The organism is Streptomyces sp. NPDC101132, assembly GCF_044759225.1.
Lineage (GTDB): Bacteria > Actinomycetota > Actinomycetes > Streptomycetales > Streptomycetaceae > Streptomyces.
Map to the genome: position 1 here is coordinate 166,172 of NZ_JBIVYX010000009.1, position 22,561 is coordinate 188,732.

Genomic DNA, 22,561 nt, shown 5'->3' on the forward strand with positions numbered 1-22,561 from the left:
GCGCACCCGCTCGACATGACGCGCCGGGGGCCCCGATGGTTGCACTAAAAATGAAAATATGTTCAGCCGGTGAAGCCTGCGGTGATCGCCGTGAACTGCCAGTCGCTCTGCGCGATGCCCGAGCAGGTCTCCTGGAGGCCGCCGCCGGGGCAGCCGCGGTCCCGGTTGACCGACCAGAAGGCCAGCCGGGCGAGGTGGCGGGAGTTCGCCCAGTCGCGGATCGCGGTCCAGTTCTGGAGCGTGGTGGTCTCGCCGGTGTCGCTGATGCCGTTCATCCCGGAGATGCCGATGTGGGCGTAGGCGGTGGCGTCGTCCCATCCGAAGACGGACCGCAGCTTGGCCTTCAGCCCCTCGGTGGCGCTCACCGTGCTCGCGTACATGTCGGTGGAGGCGTTGCCGAAGTCGAACGGCATGATCGTGAACACGTCGATGCCGGCGTCGAGCGCCTTCGCCTGCTCGATCAGACGGTTGCCCCACGAGGTCGGGCCGGTGGTGCTCGTGCCGAAGGTGAGGATGGTCCGCAGGCCCGGGTTGTTCCGCTTGACGATCTTCAGGGCGCCGAGGATCCGGTCCTGCACCGCGGCGTTCTCGAACTCGTCCGTGTTCTCGATGTCCACGTCGATCGCCTTCAGCCCGTACGCGTCGATCACCTTCTGGTACGCGCCGGCCAGCGCCTCGGGCGTGGCGCAGTTCGGGCCGAGCTTGTTGCCCTGCCAGCCGCCGACGGACGGCACGATGTCGCCCCCGGCCGCCCGGATCGCGGCGATGGTGCTCTGGTCGACGCCGCCGGTCAGCGGCCGCTGGCCGTCCCAGGCGGGGTTGCAGCCGCCGGAGGAGAGGATGAAGGCCATGGTGAACCACTTCACGCCGGTCGCGTTCATCACGGTGGTCGCGCTCGGCGGGTTGCCCCAGCCGAGGTAGAGGTAGGGCGCGGCCTGCTTGAAGCCGGCCGGCTGCGTGGGGCCGGTGTCGGTGGTCACCGTGAGCGCGCCGGAGGCCGGGGAGGTGTTGCCCGCCAGGTCCCGGGCGCGGACGGTGAAGGTGTACGCGGTGTTCGCGGCCAGTCCGGTCACGGTGGCGGAGGTGCCGGCGGTGGTCGCGGCCAGGGTGCCGCCCTGGTACACGTCGTACCCGGTGACGCCGGTGTCGTCGGTGGCGGCGGTCCAGGCCAGCGAGACGCTGGAGGAGGTCCTGCCGGTGGTGGCGAGTCCGCCGGGCGCGGTGGGCGGGGTGGTGTCGCCGCCGCCGGGGCCGTCCAGGACGATGTCGTCGGCGTGGTAGGTGCCCTGCCCGTACCAGCCGTTGACGTACACCTCGGCGCTGGTCTGGGCGGCACCGGTGGTGAAGGAGACGCTGAGCTTCGCGTAGGCGCCGGGCGAGCTGGTCCAGGTGGAGGCGCCGCCGGTGACGCCGAGGTAGGCGTAGCTGCCGCGGACCCAGCCGGAGAGGGTGTAGGCGGTGTTGGGCCGGACGGCCACGGTCTGGACGCACTTGGCGTTGTCGGAGGCGGTCGCGGCGCCGGCCAGGGCCTTGCCGCCGCCGTGGACGGGTGAGGAGACGACGGAGCCGAGGCCGCCGCTGCACGACCAGGGGCCGAGGGAGCCGGTCTCGAAGTCGCCGTTGCCGAGGGCGTTGGCGCCGAAGGCGGCGCCGGGGGCGCTGAGCACGGCGGCCGCGCCGAACAGGGTGGCGCCGATGCCGCAGGCCAGGCGGGTGCGGGTACGCAAGGGAGGGCCTCCAGAGGGGAAGGGAGGTGCGCGGAAGACGGGCGAGGGGCGCGGGTGAGGGCGGCCCGGGGCGGCCGTACTGCCGTGCGGGCAGCGGGAGTTGAGGGGGGAAACGGCCGTGTCCCGTCCCCGGGAACCTAACCGTCCGCATCCACGGCGGTCAATAGGTCTGGACCAATTCCCGTCGTGTTGCGGAGCGGTGAACACCGGGTGGCCGGGCGCCGCGCCGCGGCGCGGGGTGTTCCCCCCTGGCGGCGTGCCGCCCATACTGATCCGGACATGGCTGGAACCAGCCCTGCTTCAGCACGGGTGAACGGGTGTGCGGGGGCGTGCCGATGAGGGGAAGGGTGGCCGTGGCCTGTGGCCGCGGACGGGAACGGAACGGCCCGCCGGGGCGGGCCGCGGAACTGGCGGGGCTGCTGGTCTCGGTGCGGCGGGGCCGGGTCGTGTCGGTCACCCGGCACGCGCGGCCGGCGGCCGGCCTGATGGTGCGCGAGGCGGCGGAACGCCTGCGCTCGAACTACCTCGACGGGGTGGTCCACGTGTGCCTGGTCCGGCCGACCGGCGCCGAGGACCTGGCCAGGACCCTCGCCGCCCGGGGCCGCCGCCCGGCCGCGGCCGGCCAGGGCCCGCGCACCGCCTGGCGGACCCCGCCGCTCGCCGAACAGGACGTGCTGGTGGCCCTGGACGGCAGTGAGTTCCTCACGCCCGACGCGCTGGTCTGGCTCCAGAACCTGCTCGACGCCGGGCCCGGCGTCACGATCCTCGCCGCCGGCCGCCACCCGCTGCCGCTGCACGCCGAACACGGCCCGCCGAGCCGCTGGGCCTGAGCGGGGCGGACGGCCCCACCGCGCCCCGGGGGCCCACCGCGCCCCGGGGGCCCACCGCGCCCCGGGGGCCCACCGCGTGGGCCCACCGCGCCCCGCGGGTTCACCGCGTGGGCCCACCGCGCCCCGCGGGCTCACCGCGTCGCGGGCCGTCCCGGGCTGCCCGGGCGCTCGGCGATCCGGTCCAGCGCGTCGTCGAGGGTGTTCGCCGCCATGATCAGCGACAGGTGCGTGAACGCCTGCGGGAAGTTGCCCAGTTGCTCGCCGCTCGGCCCGATCTCCTCGGAGAACAGGCCCACGTGGTTGGCGTACGTCAGCATCTTCTCGAAGGAGAAGCGCGCCCGCCGCACCCGCCCGGCCCGCGCCAGCGCGTCCACGTACAGGAAGGTGCACAGGCTGAACGTGCCCTCCGCGCCCCGCAGTCCGTCCGGTGAGGCGCTCGGGTCGTACCGGTACACCAGGTTGTCCTTCACCAGGTCCCGGTCGATGGCGTCCAGGGTGCTCAGCCAGACCGGGTCGGTCGGGTTGAGCAGCCCGACCCGTGGGATCAGCAGCAGGGAGGCGTCGAGCACGTCGCCGCCGAAGTGCTGCACGAGCGCGCCGCGCCGCTCGCTCCACCCGCGGGTCATGATCTGCTCGAAGATCCGGTCGCGTTCGCCCCGCCAGACGTCCCGGGCGGCCGGCCGCCCGAACTCCTCGGCCAGCCGCAGCCCCCGGTCGAAGGCCACCCACGACATCACCCGGCTGTACGTGAAGTCCTGCGGGCCGCCCCGCGTCTCCCAGATGCCCTCGTCGCGGTTGTCCCAGGCCCCCGCCAGCCAGTCCAGCATCGAGGACAGGGCCTGCCAGCCCCGGTACGTCGGCTGGGTGTCCAGCCCCCGGCCCTGTGCCAGCGCGTACAGCGCCTCCCCGTAGATGTCGAGCTGCACCTGGTCCACCGCCGCGTTGCCCACGCGTACGGGGAACGAGCCCCGGTACCCCTCGAAGTGGTCCAGCGTCTCCTCCGGCAGCCAGGGGTCGCCGTCCACCCGGTACATGATCTGCAGCGGCTGGGTGCCGGCCGTGGGACGCCCCCTGTGCTCGCCGACCCGTTCGGTGAGCCAGGAGGTGAAGGCGGCCGCCTCCTCCACGAAGCCCAGGTCCAGCAGGGCCCGTACGGACAGGGAGCCGTCCCGGATCCAGGTGTAGCGGTAGTCCCAGTTCCGCTCCCCGCCGACCAGCTCGGGCAGGCCCAGGGTGGCCGCAGCGATCGGCGCTCCGGTGGGCAGGTAGGTCAGCAGCTTCAGCGTGATCGCCGACCGGTGCACCATGTCCGGCCAGCGCCCCCGGTACCGCGTGGTGCGCACCCAGTTCTGCCAGAAGTCGACGGTCTCCCACAGCTCCGCCTCGACCGCCTCCAGGTCCGGCAGCGGCGGCGCGGCCTCGTCCGGGCCGCACACCGTGAACGAGGCACCCGCCTGCTCGCCCTCACCGAGCGTCAGGCTGCCCCGCACGTCGTGCGCGCCGTCGCGTTCCAGGGGGATGTTCGACTGGAGGAAGGCCGACATGCCCGACGCCCGGAAGGACGCCGTCCGGCCGTCCAGCTCCAGCTCGTGCCTGGCCCGCCCGAAGTCGAACCGCGGCCGGCACTCCAGCGTGAACCGCACCGTCCCGCGCATGCACCGCACCACGCGCTTGATGCCGTGCCGGTCCGTCGGCCGCCCGGTGCGGTCGGGCGGCATCCAGTCGAGCAGTTCGCCCACGCCGTCCGGCGACATGAAACGGGTGACCAGGATCGCGGTGTCCGGGTAGTACAGCTGCTTCGTCCGGACGTCCGGCGAATCCACGGACAGGCTGAACCAGCCGCCGCGGTCGTGGTCCAGCAGCGCGGAGAAGACACCGGGGGAGTCGAACCGGGGCGCCGCGAACCAGTCGACCACGCCCTCGTCGGAGACGAGCGCGGCGGTCTGCAGGTCCCCCACCAGTCCGTGGTCCGCGATGAGCGGGTAGCGCTCCATGGCACCACTATCGGGGAGACCCGCCGTACCCGCAGGCCGGAGGGGGTGCGTACGGGCAACCCGGCGCCCGCCGAGATGCCGACCGGGGACCCGCGGAGCACCATGGTCTCGTGGGTCGCGCCCCCCGTGGGGCACCGCCCGCGCGGCTCGGGGACGCCCCCATCGGAGACGGCGACACCATGAACGCTGCAGCAGTCGACAAGGGGAACCGGCCGCCCAGGAAGAGCGCCCTCTACCGGCTCGGGCACTGGTGTGCCCGGCACTTCGTCATCGTCATCGTCGCGTGGCTCGTCGCGGTCGGCGGGCTCCAGGCGCTCGACCGTGCCTTCGGCGGCGAGTACTCCGACAACTTCTCCCTCCCGGGCGTCCAGTCCGCGGAGGGCCTCACCGTGCTCCAGGAGCACGAGCCGGCGGCGGGCGGGTACGGCGCCCAGATCGTCCTCAACGACCCCTCGAAGCCGCTCACCCAGGACGCCGCCACCGTCAACTCGGTCGTCGCCGGCCTGCAGAAGCTGCCCGACGTGCTCGCCGCCCAGAACCCGCTGCCCCCTCCGGGCACCACGCCGCCCGCCACCCCCGCCGACGTGCCCAACACCGGCCCGCTGTCCACGGACGGCAAGACCGCGTACATCACCATCCGGTTCAGCGTGCCGCCGTCGACCCTCGGCGACGACTACCTCCCGAAGGTCGACGCGGCCGTGCAGCCGCTGCGCGACGCCGGCGTCACCGTCGAGTACGGCGGCCCGCTGGGCGAGTTGGCCCGGCCCGAGCCCGACGACCGGACCAGCGAGGCGATCGGCTTCGCCGTCGCGATCGTGGTGCTGCTGATCGGCTTCGGCAGCATCATCGGCGCCGTGATGCCCCTCGTCACCGCCCTGATCGGCGCGATCTGCGGACTGGCCCTGCTGGGCCTGGTGGCAGCGGCGTTCACCTTCGGCACCGTGTCACCCACCCTGGCCACGATGATCGGACTCGGCGTCGGCATCGACTACGCCCTGTTCCTGATCACCCGTCACCGCCAGAACCTGATGAACGGACACGATCCCGCCGACTCCGCGGGCCTGGCGACCACCACCAGCGGCCGGGCCGTCCTGGTCTCCGGCTGCACCGTCATCATCGCGCTGTCCGGCCTGTGGGTCTCCGGAGTGACCTTCATCGGCAAACTCGGCCTGGCCGCCGCCTTCACGGTGGTCACCGCCGTCATCGCCGCCCTCACCCTGGTCCCCGCCATGCTGGGCCTGGTCGGCCGGCGGATCGACAAGTGGCACGTGCGCAAGCCGGTCGCCGAGACCGACGCCGAACCCGGCGCACCCGCGCACGGCACCTGGCACACCTACGCGCAGAAGGTCGAGCGGCGGCCCTGGTGGTTCCTGGTCAGCGGCGTGGTCGTACTGCTGGTCCTCGCCTTCCCCCTGCTGTTCATCCAGCTCGGCCACATCGGCGACGGCGCGGACCCCAAGTCCTTCACCGACCGGCGCGCCTACGACCTCATCTCCACCGCCTTCGGGCCCGGCGCCAACGGGCCCCTGACCGTGGTCGTCGACCAGACGAACGTGCCCGCCGGCGACCGGGCAGCCCTGGGCACCCAACTCCAGCAGGCGCTGACCAACGTGCCCGACGCGGCCTCCATCACCCCCCTGAGACCCACCACGGACGGCGACGTGCTCATCGGCACCGCCTACTCCGTGGCCTCCCCGCAGGACGAGAAGACCACCGACCTCACCGAGCACCTGGTGAACGACGTGCTGCCGGGCGCGGTCGCCGGCACCGACGCCAAGACCTACGTCACCGGAACCACGGCGGCCCAGGTCGACTTCCTGGAGATCGTCTCCAGCCGGCTGCCGCTGATCATCGCGGTGGTGGTGGGCCTGGCGTTCCTGGTCATCCTGATCGTCTTCCGGGGCCTGCTGGTCGCCCTCAAGGCGGCCGTGCTCAACGTGCTCTCCATCGCCGCCTCGTACGGCGTGGTCGTCGCCGTGTTCCAGTGGGGCTGGGGCGGACCGGCCCTCGGGGTCTCCGGCAAGGTCCCCATCGAGAGCTACGTACCGATGATGATGTTCGCCATCGTCTTCGGCCTGAGCATGGACTACGAGATCTTCCTGCTCTCCCGGGTCCGCGAGGCCTGGCTGCGCACCGGGGATCCCAAGGCCAGCGTGGCCCACGCCCTGGAGATCACCGCCCGGGTCATCACCTGCGCCGCGCTGATCATGGTGAGCGTGTTCGCGGCGTTCATCGTCTCGGACAACATCGTCGTCAAGATGCTCGGCCTCGGCCTGGCCGCCAGCGTCCTGATCGACGCCACCGTGGTCCGGCTGCTGCTGGTGCCCGCCGTGATGACCCTGCTCGGCAAGCACGCCTGGTGGACCCCGGCCTGGCTGGACCGGATCCTGCCGCACCTCGACACCGAGGGCGAGCACGCCCTGGAACAGGACGAGGCGCAGTCGGTCCCGGCCGGCGGCCCTCCGCCGCCCGCCGCCCGCTGACCGCCGCGGGCCCCGGGGCCGGCCCGGCCCGCGGGGCGAGTGAGGAAAACCTCTCCCACCCCCCCTGATCGATCAAATATCGGAGGGGTTAGCATATGAGCGCTGCCTAGCTCGAAAGATACGCCTGTGACTGTCAACGATGACTCGTTCACCAACTGGATGAACCGCGAGGAGATCGCGGAATCGATGATCCCGATCATCGGGAAGCTGCACCGCGAGCGGGACGTCAACGTCCTCCTCCACAGCCGCTCCTTGGTGAACAAGTCGGTGGTCAGCATCCTGAAGACCCACCGGTTCGCCCGGCAGATCGACGGCGAGGAGCTCTCGGTCACCGAGACCATGCCGTTCCTGCAGGCACTGACCGCGCTCGACCTGGGCCCGTCCCAGATCGACCTCGGCATGCTGGCCGCCAACTACAAGGCGGACGACCGCGGCCTCTCGGTCGAGGAGTTCACCGCCCAGGCCGTCGCCGGCGCCATGGGTGAGAACAAGCTGGAGCGCGGCGAGGGCCGCGACGTCGTCCTGTACGGCTTCGGCCGCATCGGCCGCCTGGTCGCCCGCCTGCTCATCGAGAAGGCCGGCTCCGGCAAGGGCCTGCGCCTGCGCGCCATCGTCGTCCGCGGCGGCGGCAGCCAGGACCTGGTCAAGCGCGCCTCGCTGCTGCGCCGCGACTCGATCCACGGCCAGTTCCAGGGCACCATCACCGTCGACGAGGCGAACAGCACGATCGTCGCCAACGGCAACGCGATCAAGGTGATCTACGCCAACGACCCCTCCGAGGTCGACTACACGGCGTACGGCATCAAGGACGCCATCCTCATCGACAACACGGGCAAGTGGCGCGACCGTGAGGGCCTCTCCAAGCACCTGCGCCCGGGCATCGACAAGGTCGTCCTGACGGCCCCCGGCAAGGGCGACGTCCCGAACATCGTCCACGGCGTCAACCACGACACCGTCAAGCCGGACGAGCGCATCCTGTCCTGCGCCTCCTGCACCACCAACGCCATCGTCCCGCCGCTGAAGGCCATGGACGACGAGTACGGCGTGCTGCGCGGTCACGTGGAGACCGTCCACTCGTTCACGAACGACCAGAACCTGCTGGACAACTACCACAAGGCCGACCGCCGCGGCCGCTCCGCGCCGCTCAACATGGTCATCACCGAGACCGGTGCCGCCTCCGCCGTGGCCAAGGCCCTGCCGGACCTCAAGGCCCCGATCACCGGCAGCTCGATCCGCGTCCCCGTTCCGGACGTCTCGATCGCCATCCTGAGCCTGCGCCTGGGCCGCGAGACCACCCGCGAAGAGGTCCTCGACCACCTCCGCGACGTCTCGCTGCACTCGCCGCTGAAGCGCCAGATCGACTTCACCACCGCCCCCGACGCCGTCTCCATGGACTTCGTCGGCTCGCGCCACGCCTCGATCATCGACGCCGGCGCGACCAAGGTGGACGGCGACAACGCGATCCTCTACCTCTGGTACGACAACGAGTTCGGCTACTCGTGCCAGGTCATCCGGGTCGTCCAGCACGTCTCCGGGGTTGAGTACCCGACCTTCCCGGCTCCGGCGGTCTGACCCACGGCGGTCCGATCCGCCCCCCGGACGAGGGCCCCCACCCGGCACGAACCGGGTGGGGGCCCTTCTCCTTGCACCCGCCCCCGGTCACCGCGGCGCGAACACCGTCGCCAGGTAGTCCGCCAGCGGCCCGGGTGCCGGCGGGGAGATCCGGGCCCCCAGGTAGCCGTCCGGCCGCACCGCGAACGCCGTGGGCCGGCCGTCGGCGCCGTACAGCCGGGCGAAGGCGCCCTCCGCGTCCCGGTACACCGGCAGCCGGCCGCCCCCGTACGGGCCCGCGTCCGCGCCCAGCACCCCGCACAGCTCCAGCCGGCCGTCCGCCAGCGCCGCCGTCTCCGCCGCGAACCGGTCCAGCACCGCCCCGGCGTCCGGCCCGTCCGCGTACACCAGCAGGACGTGCTCCCGGCCGCGCAGCACGTCGTACAGCCGCAGCGGGAACGCCGCCAGGCCCGTCGTCAGCCCCGCGCAGTCCGGTGCCCGGTCGCCGGGACGCGGGCCCGGCCCACCGTCCGCCGAGGGCAGCGTGAGCGGCCCGTCCCGGTAGCCCACCAGCAGCTGCGCCTCCCGCAGCAGCCCCGCCGCGGGATCGTCCGGCGCCCCCTGCTCCTGCTGCCGCGCGTTGCGGACCGTACGTCCCACCACCTCCTCGCCGACCGGCCGGCGCTCCGCGTCGTAGCTGGCGGTCAGCGCCGGGTGCGCGTCGCCCCCGACGGCCAGCGCGAGCTTCCAGACCAGGTTGTACGCGTCCTGGATCCCGGTGTTCATGCCCTGCCCGCCCGTCGGCGGGTGGATGTGCGCCGCGTCGCCCGCCACGAACACCCGGCCGCTCCCGTACCGGTCCACGATCCGGTGGCTGATCCGGAACACCGAGGACCAGCGCAGGTCCGAGAGGGCGGCCGGACGCGGCGACAGCCGGTCCACCACCGACTGGAGGTCCGCCAGAGTGGGCAGCCGGCCGCTCTCGCCCCGGAGCCCGTGCACCACCCCGTCCCCGCCCGCGTCCCCCTCGCCACCGGCGTCGCCCTCCCCGGCCGCCAGGGCGGGCGGCACCATCATCGACAGCCGGTACCGGCCGCCGGGCAGCGGCACCCCGACCAGCATGTCGTCCACCGCGCCCGACGCGTCCCGATGCAGCGAGCGGAGGGCGTACCCGGGCGGCAGGTCCCAGTCCACGCGGACGTCGCCGAGCATGAACCCCTCCGGGAAGGCGCCGCCCTCGAAGCTCAGCCCCAGCCCCTTGCGGACCAGCGAGTGCGCCCCGTCGCAGCCCACCAGGAACCGCGAGCGCACCTCCTCGGGGCCGTCGGGCCCGCCCTCCAGCACGCTGGTCACCCCGTCGGCGTCCTGCCGGAAGGACTCCAGCGCGGTGCCCCGCTCGATCCGGCCGCCCAGCCGCTCCAGGTACTCCTCCAGGAGCCGCTCGGTCTCGTACTGGGGGAGCGCCGCGAAGCCGTACGGCACCTCCGGCGGCAGCCGCAGCTCGGCCCGCTCCCGCTCCTCGCCGTTCACGTACACCAGATGGCCGCGCAGCCGCACCGCGGCCTCCAGGACCTCCCGCACGCAGCCCATCCGGTCCCAGACCTCCAGGGTGCGCGGCTGGACGCCCACCGCCTTGGCGTACCCCAGCCGGGCCGGCAGCCGGTCCACCAGCCGGCACCGCACCCCGCGCCGCCGCAGCTCCACCGCCGCGGTCAGGCCCACCGGTCCCGCGCCGACGACCAGGACGTCCGGCTCGGCGAAGCTGTCGGAGCGTGGCACGGTCGTCTCCTGCCGTGAGGCCCCCCGGCGAACGGATGCCCGCCCAGGATCCCCCGGCCGCGGGGCCCCGGCCATCCCGGCCGTCCCGGGCGGCATCCCCCGGCCGTCCCGGCGGGCCGTCCCCCGGCCGGTCCGGTCGGCTGCCCTGCGGGCCCCGCCCGGAGCGTCTACCGTCGGCCCATGGACCGTGACCGCACCGGATGGCGCGACTGCCTGCTCGCCGGCGCCGTGTTCCTGGTGTGCATGGCCGGCACCACCCTGCCGACCCCGCTGTACGGCCTCTACCAGGAGAAGTTCGGGTTCTCCGAGCTGATCGTGACCGTCGTCTACGCCGTGTACGCCTTCGGGGTGATCGGCGTGCTCCTGCTGGCCGGCAACGCCTCGGACGCCGTCGGCCGCCGACCGGTGCTGCTGATGGGCCTCGGCTGCGCGGCCGCCAGCGCGCTCTGCTTCCTCGCCGCCACGGGCCTCGGCTGGCTCTACGCGGGCCGGCTGCTGTCGGGCCTGTCAGCCGGCCTGTTCACCGGGGCGGCCACGGCGTACGTCCTCGAACTCGCGCCCCCGGGCCGGTCCGAGCGGGCCACCTTCGTCGCCACGGCCAGCAACATGGGCGGCCTGGGCTGCGGGCCGCTGCTGGCCGGGCTGCTGGCCCAGTACGCCGCCCGGCCGCTCCAGCTCCCCTTCGTCGTACACCTCGTCTTGGTCGCCGTCTCCGCCGGAATCCTGCTGCGGCTGCCCGAGACGGTGCGGGAGCGGCGCCCGCTCGCCACCGTCCGGCCGCAGAAGCCGGGGCTGCCGGCCCAGGTGCGTGCGGTGTTCGCGCCCGCGGCCACCGCCTCGTTCGTCGGCTTCGCGCTGTTCGGGGTGTTCACCTCGGTCAGCCCCGCCTTCCTGGCCCAGTCCCTGGACGTGCACAACCGCGCCGTCAGCGGCCTGGTCGTGGCGCTGGCCTTCTTCGCCTCCACCGCCGGGCAGCTGGCGGTCGGCCGGGTCGGCGTGCGCCGGGCGCTGCCGCTGGGCTGCGCGGCGCTGCTGGGCGGGCTGGTACTGCTGGCGGGGGCGCTGCGCTGGGACCTGCTGCCGCTGGTGGTCGCCAGCGCCGTGGTCGGCGGGGCCGGGCAGGGGCTGTCCTTCCGCGCGGCCCTGGTCGCGGTGGCGGGGGCGTCACCGGAGCACGAGCGCGCCGCCGTGATCTCCACGCTGTTCGTGGTGGCCTACGCCGGCATCTCGGTGCCGGTGATCGGCGTCGGTCTGCTGGCCGACCCGATGGGGCTGGAGGGAGCCGGCCTGGTCTTCATCACCTGCATGTCCGTGCTCGTCACCGGCGCGGCCGTGTACCTGCTGCGCCGGCCGGTGGGGGCCGCCCGCACCTGAGGGCCGGGCTCCGGGCCGGTGTCCGTCACCGGCCGGGCCCGTGAGGGGCCGTGCGCAACGGTCGCGGGCCGGCCCGGTCCCGGCTACGGCGCGTCGTACCAGGAGAACGCGGCGATCCGCCAGCCGTCCGGGGTGCGGACGAACTGGATGGTCTTGCTGCCGCCGCCCTCGAAGGGCTCCCCGTCCAGGACCCCGGACTTGCCGTACGTGCCGAACCGCGAGGCGATGTCGCCCGCGATCTCCGTACGCTCGGAGGTCTCCCACTCCGCGAACTCGGCCAGCCGGTCACCGGCCAGCAGCCGTTCGCGCGGCTCGATGAACTCCTCCACCGAGTAGACGGTGAAGTCGGGGCCGGTCTTGACGATCACCCCGCCCGGGACGACCAGCCGCCGGATCCGCGCCAGGTCGGCGGGCTTCCCGCCCCGGGTGTCGAAAGCGCCGTAGAACTCGGCGGTCACTGCGTCTATCTCGGCCTTGGACATGGCGCGACCCTAACACCGGTGGACACCCGCCGAGTCGGGTCCGTCCGCCGGCGCTCAGAGCTCCGGGAACTCCGGGGCCACGCCGAGGAAGGGGGCGATGGTCGCCCAGACGGTCGACCGGGCCGTGGCCAGGTCCACCCGCGGGTCGTCCAGCATCACGCGGATGCCCAGCCCGTCGCAGAGCGCCAGCACCAGGGTGCCCAGGGCGGCCACGTCACACTGCCTGAACTCGCCCGAGGCGATGCCGCGTTCGACCGCGCCCGTGACCCAGGAGTGCAGCTGGTCGTAGAGGTCGACGGCGAGGTGACGGGCCGTCCGGTCCCGCTGCGCCCGCACCCACAGCTCCTGCCACAGCTTCCAGTCCTGGCGCAGCTCCTCGTCCGTCGGCAGCATGCTGCGCAGGATCCGCGCCAGCAGCACGGCCGCGGGCAGGCCGGCGGCCTCGTCCTCGGTGTCCGTGCCGGTCTGGGCGAACGAGTGGGTCATCGCCTCGGCGAACAGCTTCTCCCTGGTGTCGAAGTGGTAGTGCAGCAGGGCCTTCGAGACGCCCGCGTGCTCGGCGACCTTGCGCATGCTGATGTTCTCGAACCCGATCTCCGCGATCACTTCGCACGCGGCCTTCAGGATCCGCTCCCGCGTCTCGAGTGCGCGCTCGGCCTTGGTCACCGGGTCCCTCCGCGGATGCCCCGGCCTTGGGGCCGGGGAGGAATCGGACTCCTGCGGAGCAGGGCGGGAAAAGGTGAATCGCCGTCAGGGCGATTCGGCGTCCGCCTCGACGGTGGCGCGCTCGACCTCCAGGCGGTGGACGATCTCGGAGTTGAGTGACCGGTGGGCGGCTTTCGCCTGGGTGACGAGCCATGTGTGGAGGTCGGCGGGGAGGCGGAGCGTGATGCGTGATTCATGATTCATACCTTCAACTCTAGTGCCAGAATGACACCATGGCGACACTGCAAACGAGGGAGGATGCCGGGCACGCCCGGTACGCCTACCGGCTTCGTGTGTCGTCGGCCGCACGCGCCGGCCTGGAAGCCGAGTGGGCGCGCTGTCGGTGGGTGTGGAACGAGTGCGTGGCCATGTCCCGCAAGGTCCACGGCCTGAACAGGGGCGCTGCCGAGAAGACGACGTGCGGCCCCGCGCAGCTCGACAAGATGCCGACTGAGGCCCGTGCCGTCATGGCCTGGCTGCGTGAGGGCAGTTCGGTGCCGCAGCAGCAGACCATCCGGGACTTCGCCAAGTCCCGCGCCAAGGCCTTGAAGGAGGTCATCGGTGTCGACCGGGGCGTCAAGGAGACCGCGACCACCACGTCCGACGCCCATGACCTCCCGCACGCCCGGCACGGGAAGACGGCTGCCGCGAAACCGGCCCGCTACCAGAGGATGATGGCGCGCCGCCACACCCCGAAGAACCGGCCCGACACGGCGTGCGGAGCGAGAACCAAGCACGCACTTCCTCTTTCGAAACGTACCTACACCTGCACCACGTGGGGCGCCCGCGGTATGGGCGGGCCCGGCTGCCGGGCCCGCCTGTCCACCATCCTCGCGCATCCCGCGCCCTGACTCCCTCCGTCCGGGCACGCCGGTTCAGGGGTACGTGTGGAACCCGCGCCCCGTCTTGCGGCCCAGCAGGCCCGCGTCCACCATCCGCGCCAGCAGCGGGGGCGGCGCGTACAGCGGCTCGCGGTACTCGGCGTACATCGAGCGGGCGATGGCCTGCACCGTGTCCAGGCCGATCAGGTCGGCCAGGGCCAGCGGCCCGAGCGGATGCGCGCAGCCCAGGACCATGCCCTGGTCGATGTCCTCGGCCGAGGCGGTGCCCGACTCGGCCATCCGCACCGCCGCCAGCAGGTACGGCACGAGCAGGGCGTTCACCACGAACCCCGCGCGGTCCTGGGCGCGGATCACCCGCTTGCCCAGCACCCCGGAGGCGAACTCCCGGGTCCGCCGCAGCGTTTCGTCGCCGGTGAGCAGCGACGGCACCAGCTCCACGAGCGGCAGCACCGGGACGGGGTTGAAGAAGTGCAGGCCGATCACCCGGTCGGGCCGCGAGGTGGCGGCGGCCAGCCGGATCACCGGGAGCGAGGAGGTGTTGGTCGCCAGGACCGCGTCCCGCCGCTCCACCACCGCGTCGATCCGGGCGAACACCTCGGTCTTCGCCCGCTCGTCCTCGGCCACCGCCTCGACCACCAGGTCCCGGTCGGCCAGCCGCTCCATCTCGGTGCTGACCGTGATCCGGGCGGCCGCGGCCGCCCGCCCGTCGGCGGTGAGCTTCCCGGCGCCCTCGGCCCGGGCCAGCGAGCGGGTGATCCGCGCCAGCCCGGCCGCGGCGGCCGCCGTGCCCGTCTCCACCACCACGACCTCCAGGCCCGCCCGCGCGCAGACCTCGGCGATGCCGGACCCATCAGCCCGCACCCCACGACCCCGACGCGTTCGACATCGGTCATCGGACTCCTCCTCCTTCCTCGCGTACCCGTGGTGCGGACGGACCGGCGGCCGCGCGCGGCACCCGGCGCCCGGCCCCCGCGCCCCTCACACGGAGCCGGGCATGTGCAGGACGCCGGTGCCCCGCTTCACGAGCTCGCCGGCGACGATCAGGCGCTGGATCTCCGAGGTGCCCTCCCAGATGCGGTCCACCCGCAGCTCCCGGTAGAGCCGCTCGACGGCGTACGACCGGTCGTACCCGCGCCCGCCGAAGATCTGCAGGCACCGGTCGACCACGCGCCCCGACGCCTCGCTCGCGGCGAGCTTGGCCATGGCCGCCTTGGCGTGCAGGGTCTTGCGGTCGGCGACGCCCGCGTCGACCTCCCAGGCGACCTGGTGGGTGTAGGCGCGGTTCACGGCGATGTCGACGGCACTGTCCGCGAGCATGCCCTGGATCAGCTGGAAATCGGCGATGCGGGAGCCGAACTGGCGGCGCTCCACGGCCCAGTCGCGGGCCAGCTCCAGGGCCCGCTCGGCGGCGCCGATGGTCCGCGCGGCGATCATCAGGCGCTCCTCGGTGAACCAGGAGCGGGTGATGTCGTAGCCGTTGCCGATCCCGCCGAGGACGGCGTCGTCGCCCACCCGCACGTCGGTGAACGTGAACTCGGGGTGCTCGTAGACGAAGGTGTGCATCCAGCGGGGCACCCGGGTCATCTCGACGCCCGGCGTGTCCTTGTCGACGAGGAACAGGGTCGGGGCCCGCTCCTCGCCGGCCGCGGCCAGCACGATCATGAAGTCCGCGTGGTCGCCGACGGTCACGAACCACTTCTCGCCGTTCAGCAGCCAGCCGCCGTCGGTCCGGGTCGCCGTGGTCCTGACCGCCTGCGGGTCGGAGCCCGCCTCCGGCTCGCTGACCGCGTAGCAGTCGCGGCGGCGCCCGTGGATCACCGGGACGAGGTAGCGCGCGCGCTGCTCGGGCGTGCAGAAGGACAGGGCGTTGGCCGGCCGCCAGACCATGTCCCAGAGCGCTCCGGTGAGCCGCCCCAGCTCGGCCTGGACGACCACCTGCTCCAGGATGGTGAGCCCGGCGCCGCCCCACTCGGCGGGCATGTTGACCGCCTGGAGGCCGCTTTCCAGGACGGCGTCGCGGATCTCGGTGTGGGCGGCCGGCGGGAGGCCGTTGTTCTCCTCGCAGTCGAGCTCGTACTTGGTGATGAAGTCGGTCAGGGCGCGGGCCGAGGCCTTGAGCTCCTCCTGGCGCGGGGTGAGGCGGAAGTCCATGTCGCTCCTCGTGTTTCTCGGACGGGTGGCGTGGGGGTGGTTGCGGGGCCGGTCAGGGGGCCGGCGGGCCGGCGGGTCAGACGCCCGGGTGCCCGGGCGAGGAGGCGGGGAAGGCCAGGGCGCGGGTGCCGCGCTTGATCATTTCGTTGGCGATGATCAGCCGCTGGATCTCGGAGGTGCCCTCCCAGATGCGGTCCACGCGCAGCTCGCGGTACATGCGCTCGACCGGGTACGAGCGGTCGTACCCGCGCCCGCCGAAGATCTGCACGCACCGGTCGATGACCCGTCCCGCGGCCTCGCTCGCCGCGAGCTTCGCGGTCGAGGCCTTGGCGTGCAGGGTCTTGCGGTCGGTGCCCGGCTGGTCGGCCTCCCAGGCGACCTGGTGGGTGTAGGCGCGGTTCACGGCGATGTCGACGGCGCAGTCGGCGAGCATGCCCTGGATCAGCTGGAAGTCGGCGAGGGGCGAGCCGAACTGGCGGCGCTCCACGGCCCAGTCGCGGGCCAGCTCCAGGGCGCGCTCGGCGGCGCCGACCGTGCGGGCCGCGATCATCAGCCGCTCGTCGGTGAACCACTCCTTGGTGAGTTCGTAGCCGTGGCCGACGCCGCCGAGCACGTCCTCGTCGGGGACGAAGACGTCGGTGAAGACGAACTCCGGGTGCCCGTTGACGGCGGAGTGCATGAAGCGCGGGACCCGGGTCATCTCGACCCCCGGCGCCGCCTTGTCCACGAAGAACAGGGTGGGGGCCGCCTCCGGACCCGCATCCGCCTGCACCAGCAGGAAGTCCGCGATGTCCCCGCAGGTCACGAACCACTTCTCGCCGCTCAGCAGCCAGCCGCCCTCGGTACGGACCGCCGTGCTGGTACCCGATCCGGGGTCGGAGCCGGCGCCCGGCTCGGTGACCGCGAAGGCGTCGAACCGCTCGCCGCGGATCACGGGCAGGAGGTACTTCTCCCGCTGGGCCCCGGTGCCGTACGCGAGGACGTTCGCGGGCCGCCAGGGAATGTCCCAGAGGCAGTTGGTGACCTTGCCGAACTCCTCCTCGACGATGACCTGGTCCAGCAGGGACAGCCCGGCGCCGCCCCACTCGGCCGGCATGTTGATCGCGTACACGCCGGCGTCGATCGCGGCGTGGGTGAGCTCGCGGACCGTGTCGGCGGGGAGCGGGCCGCCGGCCTCCTCGGACTGGTCCTCGTACTGCATCAGGAGGCGTGCGTAGCCGGCGGCGCGGGCCTTGAGCGCGGCCTGCTCGGGGGTGTAGCGGAAGTCCATGGTCGTCCTCCGGGAGGGGGGTGCGGGCTGGGCGGGTGTGGGATGGCCGGTGGTGGCCGTGGTGGCCGCGGGGCCGTGGGGCCGCGGGGACCGGGCTCGCGGCCCTGGCCCTGGTCTCCGGGCTTCGGCCGGCGGGCCGGGTGGCGCGGTGCGCCGGTCAGGCCAGGACGGCCCGGGCGTCCAGGGCCAGGACGGCCCGGGCGTCCAGGGCCAGGGCCCCGTCGGGGCGCACCAGCAGCGGGTTGACCTCGAGTTCGGCGATCTCCGGGTGCTCGGCGGCCACGGTGGTGATCCGTTCGATCACCTCGGCCGCGGCGGCCACGTCGACGCCGGGCCGGCCGCGGACACCCGCCAGCAGCGGCGCCGTCCGCAGACCCCGCAGCAGGTCTGCGGCGCGCGCGGCCGGTACGGGCGCCAGCGCGAAGGCCACGTCCCGCAGCGTCTCGGTCAGCACGCCGCCAAGGCCGACCAGGGCCACCGGGCCGAACCGGGGGTCCCGGTTCACCCCCACGATCAGCTCGATGCCGTCGGTCAGGTCGGCCATGGCCTCCACCGAGTACGCGGGCGCGCCGAGCCGCGCGTGCATCTCGCGGTACGCGGCCAGCAGCGCGTCCCGGCCGTCCAGGCGCAGGGCCACGCCGCCGGCGTCGGACTTGTGCAGGACGTGCAGGGCCTTCAGTACGTACGGGCCCCCGAACTCGGCCGCAGCAGCCAGCAGCCCGGCCTCGTCGTTGACCTCCCGGGCGGCCGGGAACGGCACCCCGGCGGCGGCCAGCAGCGCCCGCACCCCGTGGTAGCCGGGGTCCCGCAGCGGCGGCGCGGCGGGCGGCAGTGCCGGGATCCCCGAGGGGCCGGCGGCAGCCCGGCCGGTCAGCGCGGCCAGCGCGCGGGCGGCGTCCTCCGTGGCGGAGAACACCGGCACGCCCGCCTCGGCCAGCACCCGGCAGCTCGGCGACGCCGGGTACATGGACTGCACGACCAGGGGCTTCCGAGCCGCCGTGAGGTGCCCGACAATCTCCTTCGCGGCCCGGGTCTCGCCCTCGGCGAGCACCGACCCGCCGGTCTGGCCGCCGCCGCCCAGACCGCCGTCGGAGGCGGCGTACCCCCCGAAGTAGCCGGTCATCAGCACGGCGTCGACCTCGTCCGCGCCGAGCAGTCCGGCGACGGTGTCGGCGTACGAGAGGGGGCGCTGCTCGCCCATGCCCGCCAGGTCGACCGGGTTGCCGACCGCGGACTGCTCCCAGAGCACCGAGCGGAGCCGGTCCTGGGTGGGGGCGGAGAGTTCGGGCACGGTGAGCCCGGCGTCCTCGGCGGCGTCGGCGGCGATCACACCGTGCCCGCCGCCGTCGGTGAACACGGCGGTCCGCCGTCCCGGCCCGGCCGGGGACGGCCCGCTCCGCGTGCCGCCCGTGCCGTGCGCCAGGGCGGCCAGTACGACGGTCATCTCCCGCGGGGTCCGCACCAGCTCCACCCCCGCGTCGCGGCAGGCGGCCGCCACCACGTCGGCGGACGAGGTCAGGGCGCCGGTGTGCGACTGGGCACTGCGGGCGGAGGCGCTGCCGCGGCCGGCGGTGAGCAGCACGACCGGCTTGCCGGCCGCCGCGGCGGCCCGGGCGAAGGCCCTGCCGTCGCCGAAGTCCTCGGCGTACACGGCGATGGCGGCCGTCGGCTCGTGGCGCGCGCAGTCCTCGACCAGGTCGACGAGGGTGACGTCGGCCTGGTTGCCGAGCGAGACGAAGCGGGAGAAGCCGAGGCCGTGCGGGGCGCAGCGGAGCTGGAGTTCGAGAGCCAGGTTGCCGCTCTGGCTGAGCAGGGCGACACCGCCGGGCGCGAAGCGGTCCGAGGCGAGGTACAGCTCGGTGGTGTTGTCCGCGATGCCGAGGCAGTTGGGGCCGACGAGGACGGCCCCGGCGGCGCGTACCCGCTCGGCGACGGCCCGCTGCCGGGCCAGGCCGGCCGCGCCGGCCTCCGCGAACCCGGCGGTGATGGCGACGACGGCCCGCGCACCGCAGGCCAGGGCGTCGTCGACGGCGGCCTCGAAGCCGGCCGCCGGCACGGAGACGACCACCAGCTCGACGGGCTCGCCGATCTCGGCGAGGGAGGTGGCCGCGGTGCGGCCCAGTACGGTGCCGCCGCGCCGGTTCACCAGGTGTACGGGCCGGCGGCCGGGGGCGCGGAGTGCCTGCGCGGCGACGGCGTGGCCGTACTTGGCGGGGTCGTCGCTGGCGCCGACGACGGCGACGGAGGCGGGGTCGAAGAGGGCGGTGAGGTCGCGTCCCATGTCATCCCTCCACGCGGAGCGCGGAGTTGGGGCAGCTCTCGGCACAGGCGCGCGCCGCGGTCTCGCCGCCGGCGGGCACGTCGACGACGACGATCCTGGCGTAGCCCCACTCGTCGAGCTCGACCATCTCGGGGGCGTGCTCCTGGCACACCCCGTATCCCTGACAGAGGGTGGCGTCCAGCAGGAGTTTCACGGGGATGTCCTTTCGGGTGGTACGACGGCCCTCGGGGCCGGTGTCGGCAGTGCTGCTGTTGCGGGGGCCGGTGCGGACTGCGGGTGCGCGGGGTGGCCGCTGCGCGGAGCGGGTCCCCTCCCCGCCCCGCCCCTCTCCCGCTCACCGGGGCTCCGCCCCGGCCCCCGTCGCCTCGAACGCCGGGCGGGCCGGGAGACGGGCGCGGCGCAGGAGCCTTGCGGCCTTGCCGGCTCCGTGCCGGGGTGCAGGGCCGGGCCGGCGGGGACGGCTTGTCGGTCGGCGTGCGGGTGTCGGGGGAGCGGCGCAGGGCGGCTGGGTGGTCCGTGACGGGGCTCGATGGACGGGGTCGGTTCGGTTGCGTGGGGCGGGTTGTGGTCCGGGGTGAGTCCGGGGCCGGTTCTCGTCCGGTGCCGCGCAGGTGGCGGTCTGGGCCGGACCGGAAGGGCCCCTCCTCCTACGGGTCGGGGATCGGGGCTGGCCGAGGGCGGGTTCGTCCGACCTCCACCGGCCCCCCGCCCGGCGGCGAGGACTCCTGTCCCGTGGCCCGCCCGTCGGCGGCGGCCGGTGCCGGGCCCGCAGGCCGGTACGTCCCGGCGACGGGATGCGCCGACGGGACGGCGGGGCGGGTGGCCCCGGCGGCCGGGCCGGGCCGGCCCGGGTTCCCCGGTACGGCGAGGACGAGCCGGCCGGAGTCCGCCGGTGCCGGTCCGGCGAGCGGCCGCCCGGGGGGACCGGCGACGCCCGGCAGGTCCGTGACCGGCGGCACCGGGACCGTCAACCGGTGGGTCGGGTCCGCCCCGGTGCAGGCGTCGCACGGGGTGCTGAGGTGGGACCGCACCGCGGTCGGGAAGGCACGGAGGAGGCTGCCCGCCAGGGCAGCGGCCGCGTCCAGGAGGGCGCACGCCCCCCGGCCCCGCAGGCCCGCGGACCAGCGTTCCAGGTGGGCGGCGGTGTCCGCGGCGGCCGTGCCCGCGGCGAGGCCGGCCAGGGACCCCGCGATCGCGGCCGTGCCGGACACGCACACCCCGCACTGCCGCGAGCTCTCGGCCGCGAGGTACCCGCCCGCGTCGGCCGCGGCCGACACCGGGCACTCGCCGCCCGCGAGGAACCGCACCGCGCCGCAGCCCAGCGCCGTGCCCGCGGCGGCCAGCGCGTCCGGTTCGAGCGGGAGGGTGAGGGCGCGGGCGTCGACGAGCCCGCCGAACAGGCCGCCCATCAGCGCCCCCGCCGCATCCGGCACCCCGACGGCGTCCGCCAGGACGTGCAGGGGCGTGCCGTACGGGACTTCGGTGAGCAGCGGTGTGCCGGGGCCGCCGGACAGCGTCACCAGAGTGCTGCGCGCGATGCGCAGCCGCAGGTCGGGGCGGGCCGCGGTGAGGGCGATCCGGGCCAGTGTCTCGACGTTGGACACGAGCGTCGGCGCGCCGCCCACGCCCCGCTCGAAGGGGCGCGGCGGCTTCGCGCGGGGGAGGGCGGGACCGCCGTCGATCCTGCGGACCACCGCGCTCTCCTCGCCGGCCACGTACGCGTGCCCGGTCTCGACCACCTCCACCGGCAGCGCAGGCGGCCGCTCGGCGAGCGCACCGCGGACGCGGGCGGCGGCCTCCGGGTCGGAGAGGTACACGTAGCCGCGGCCGGCCCCGGTGACCGCCGCGGCCAGCGCGAGGCCGTCGAGCACCAGGTGCGGGCGGGCCCGCAGCAGCCACCGGTCCTTGACCGAACCGGGCTCGCCCTCCTCGCCGTTGGCCACCACGACCGGCCTGGCCCCGCCGTCCGCACGGCCCCGGTCGCGTACGGCGCGGAGCTTGACGGCGGCGGGGAAGCCGGCCCCGCCGCGGCCGCGCAGCCCGGCCGCGTCGAGGTGGTCCAGCAGCACGTCCGGGGCGGTGGTGCCGGCGTAGCCGCCGGCGGCGACGTACGCCTCGGCGCTCTCCGCCGTACCGGGCGCGGGGCCCAGCACGCCGGCGGACGGCGGGACCGTCAGGTGCCGGATCACGGTCATCGGGGGTCTCCGGTGCGGGTGGTGGTGCGCAGGGCCCGTACCGCCTCTTCGAGCGCGGTGCGGTCCCGGGCGGTGCGGCCGTACCCCGGGCCGGGGAGGCCGATGAGCATGCGGTGGTGGTCGAGGACCACCTCGGCGGCGAGCAGGGCGGCGGAGCGCTCGCCGGAGCGCTCGCCGGGGCGGGTGCCGGCGGCCACGGCCGTGACCAGGCCGGTGACTTCGGCGAGGTAGCGCAGCCAGTCGTGCCGGCCGCCGCGCAGGACCAGGCGCTCGACGCGCCGCCGCTCGGCGGCGACGAGCACGGCCAGGCCCGCCGTGGCGGCGGAGCCTGCGCCGGTCCCAGCCGTGGCGGCGGGGTCCGGGCCGGCCGCAGCCGCCGAGGTGGCGATGGCACCCGTTGCGGCACCGGCACCGGCACCAACCCCGGCACTGACACCAGCACCAACACCGCCGGCCGTGCCCGTGGGCGGGTGGGGGAGCGAGGCGCGCAGCGCGGCGACCGCCGCGGGGAGTTCCCGCTCCGGTTCGGGGGTGAGACCGAGCCAGTCCAGACGCCGACGACCGCTCATGCGTGCCTCCGGGAGGGTGGGTCCGCCGCCACGGCCGGGACGGCCGTGGCGGCGGAGGGGTTCGGGAGGGAGGGGGCGAAGCCGGGCCGTATACGGCCCTGGAGCAGCGCGTACGCGGTGGAAACACGTACGCGGCGAAACGCATCACGCTTACTGACCGATCGGTCAGTGACCTGTTTCACGCTAGCTGACCGATCGGTCAGCGTACAAGTCTTGACCCGGCGGAAATCAGCCAGCAATCTGACTGTCCAATCGGTCAGCAACCACGCGGCCCCGGCCCGAGTGCTGCCCCGCCCCCCTGGCACGCCTCGACACCCGATCGCCGTAC

General features: G+C 74.3%; 17 protein-coding genes and 1 pseudogene. 5 read left to right on the plus strand and 13 right to left on the minus strand.

The window, feature by feature from the left end; translation table 11 throughout:
• Positions 1 to 62: 62 nt before the first annotated feature.
• Complete coding sequence (locus tag ACIQUR_RS21975) at positions 63 to 1,727, minus strand: carbohydrate binding domain-containing protein (protein WP_403666657.1); 1,665 nt, start codon at positions 1,725 to 1,727, stop codon at positions 63 to 65.
• A gap of 335 nt (positions 1,728 to 2,062) precedes the next feature.
• Here ACIQUR_RS21975 and ACIQUR_RS21980 point away from each other — a divergent pair, with 335 nt between their 5' ends.
• Positions 2,063 to 2,557: a hypothetical protein gene (locus tag ACIQUR_RS21980; RefSeq protein ID WP_403666659.1), complete on the plus strand. Its 495-nt coding sequence runs from the start codon at positions 2,063 to 2,065 to the stop codon at positions 2,555 to 2,557.
• 131 nt (positions 2,558 to 2,688) lie between these two features.
• Here the strand turns inward: ACIQUR_RS21980 and ACIQUR_RS21985 are convergent, their stop codons facing one another.
• Entirely contained in the window at positions 2,689 to 4,551 is a 1,863-nt protein-coding gene (locus ACIQUR_RS21985; RefSeq protein WP_403666662.1) for a glycoside hydrolase family 15 protein, read from the minus strand.
• A 179-nt stretch (positions 4,552 to 4,730) separates the two neighbouring features.
• Between ACIQUR_RS21985 and ACIQUR_RS21990 the strand changes: the two genes are divergently transcribed.
• Entirely contained in the window at positions 4,731 to 7,034 is a 2,304-nt protein-coding gene (locus ACIQUR_RS21990; RefSeq protein ID WP_403666664.1) for an MMPL family transporter, read from the plus strand.
• A 126-nt stretch (positions 7,035 to 7,160) separates the two neighbouring features.
• A complete protein-coding gene (locus ACIQUR_RS21995; RefSeq protein ID WP_403666666.1) occupies positions 7,161 to 8,606 on the plus strand; it encodes a glyceraldehyde-3-phosphate dehydrogenase in 1,446 nt (481 codons plus the stop codon).
• A gap of 87 nt (positions 8,607 to 8,693) precedes the next feature.
• On the opposite strand, the gene ACIQUR_RS22000 is transcribed toward ACIQUR_RS21995, so the two are convergent.
• Positions 8,694 to 10,364, minus strand: coding sequence for an FAD-dependent monooxygenase (locus ACIQUR_RS22000; protein WP_403666669.1), 1,671 nt, complete (start codon positions 10,362 to 10,364; stop codon positions 8,694 to 8,696).
• 180 nt (positions 10,365 to 10,544) lie between these two features.
• Between ACIQUR_RS22000 and ACIQUR_RS22005 the strand changes: the two genes are divergently transcribed.
• Positions 10,545 to 11,738, plus strand: coding sequence for an MFS transporter (locus ACIQUR_RS22005; RefSeq protein WP_403666672.1), 1,194 nt, complete (start codon positions 10,545 to 10,547; stop codon positions 11,736 to 11,738).
• Positions 11,739 to 11,821: 83 nt separating this feature from the next.
• Here the strand turns inward: ACIQUR_RS22005 and ACIQUR_RS22010 are convergent, their stop codons facing one another.
• The 3 genes from ACIQUR_RS22010 to ACIQUR_RS22020 all read right to left on the minus strand — a co-directional run bounded on the left by ACIQUR_RS22010 (position 11,822) and on the right by ACIQUR_RS22020 (position 13,129).
• Entirely contained in the window at positions 11,822 to 12,220 is a 399-nt protein-coding gene (locus tag ACIQUR_RS22010; protein ID WP_403666675.1) for a DUF4440 domain-containing protein, read from the minus strand.
• Positions 12,221 to 12,274: 54 nt separating this feature from the next.
• The gene (locus ACIQUR_RS22015) at positions 12,275 to 12,886 is read right to left on the minus strand and encodes a TetR/AcrR family transcriptional regulator (protein WP_403666678.1); all 612 of its coding nucleotides are present in this window, start codon (positions 12,884 to 12,886) and stop codon (positions 12,275 to 12,277) included.
• Positions 12,887 to 12,970: 84 nt separating this feature from the next.
• Positions 12,971 to 13,129 carry an Arc family DNA-binding protein gene (locus ACIQUR_RS22020; protein ID WP_403666681.1) on the minus strand — a complete coding sequence of 53 codons (159 nt, stop codon included), beginning with the start codon at positions 13,127 to 13,129 and terminating at the stop codon, positions 12,971 to 12,973.
• A 29-nt stretch (positions 13,130 to 13,158) separates the two neighbouring features.
• On the opposite strand from ACIQUR_RS22020, the gene ACIQUR_RS22025 reads away from it, so the two are divergent.
• Positions 13,159 to 13,776, plus strand: a complete 618-nt coding sequence (locus ACIQUR_RS22025; RefSeq protein ID WP_403666683.1) for a hypothetical protein — start codon at positions 13,159 to 13,161, stop codon at positions 13,774 to 13,776.
• Between the two features lie 24 nt (positions 13,777 to 13,800).
• Here the strand turns inward: ACIQUR_RS22025 and ACIQUR_RS22030 are convergent.
• The 7 genes and pseudogenes from ACIQUR_RS22030 to ACIQUR_RS22060 all read right to left on the minus strand — a co-directional run bounded on the left by ACIQUR_RS22030 (position 13,801) and on the right by ACIQUR_RS22060 (position 22,233).
• Positions 13,801 to 14,660: pseudogene (locus tag ACIQUR_RS22030) on the minus strand (3-hydroxybutyryl-CoA dehydrogenase).
• Positions 14,661 to 14,745: 85 nt separating this feature from the next.
• Complete coding sequence (locus ACIQUR_RS22035) at positions 14,746 to 15,918, minus strand: acyl-CoA dehydrogenase family protein (RefSeq protein WP_403666686.1); 1,173 nt, start codon at positions 15,916 to 15,918, stop codon at positions 14,746 to 14,748.
• A gap of 76 nt (positions 15,919 to 15,994) precedes the next feature.
• Positions 15,995 to 17,188, minus strand: a complete 1,194-nt coding sequence (locus tag ACIQUR_RS22040; protein WP_403666689.1) for an acyl-CoA dehydrogenase family protein — start codon at positions 17,186 to 17,188, stop codon at positions 15,995 to 15,997.
• A gap of 157 nt (positions 17,189 to 17,345) precedes the next feature.
• Positions 17,346 to 19,469, minus strand: coding sequence for an acetate--CoA ligase family protein (locus ACIQUR_RS22045; protein WP_403666692.1), 2,124 nt, complete (start codon positions 19,467 to 19,469; stop codon positions 17,346 to 17,348).
• 1 nt (position 19,470) lies between these two features.
• The gene (locus tag ACIQUR_RS22050; protein ID WP_403666695.1) at positions 19,471 to 19,662 is read right to left on the minus strand and encodes a ferredoxin; all 192 of its coding nucleotides are present in this window, start codon (positions 19,660 to 19,662) and stop codon (positions 19,471 to 19,473) included.
• Positions 19,663 to 20,116: 454 nt separating this feature from the next.
• Entirely contained in the window at positions 20,117 to 21,664 is a 1,548-nt protein-coding gene (locus tag ACIQUR_RS22055; protein WP_403666697.1) for an NADH-ubiquinone oxidoreductase-F iron-sulfur binding region domain-containing protein, read from the minus strand.
• Positions 21,661 to 22,233 carry a hypothetical protein gene (locus ACIQUR_RS22060; RefSeq protein WP_403666699.1) on the minus strand — a complete coding sequence of 191 codons (573 nt, stop codon included), beginning with the start codon at positions 22,231 to 22,233 and terminating at the stop codon, positions 21,661 to 21,663. Before ACIQUR_RS22060 ends, ACIQUR_RS22055 begins: the two co-directional genes overlap by 4 nt.
• Between the last annotated feature and the right edge of the window lie 328 nt (positions 22,234 to 22,561).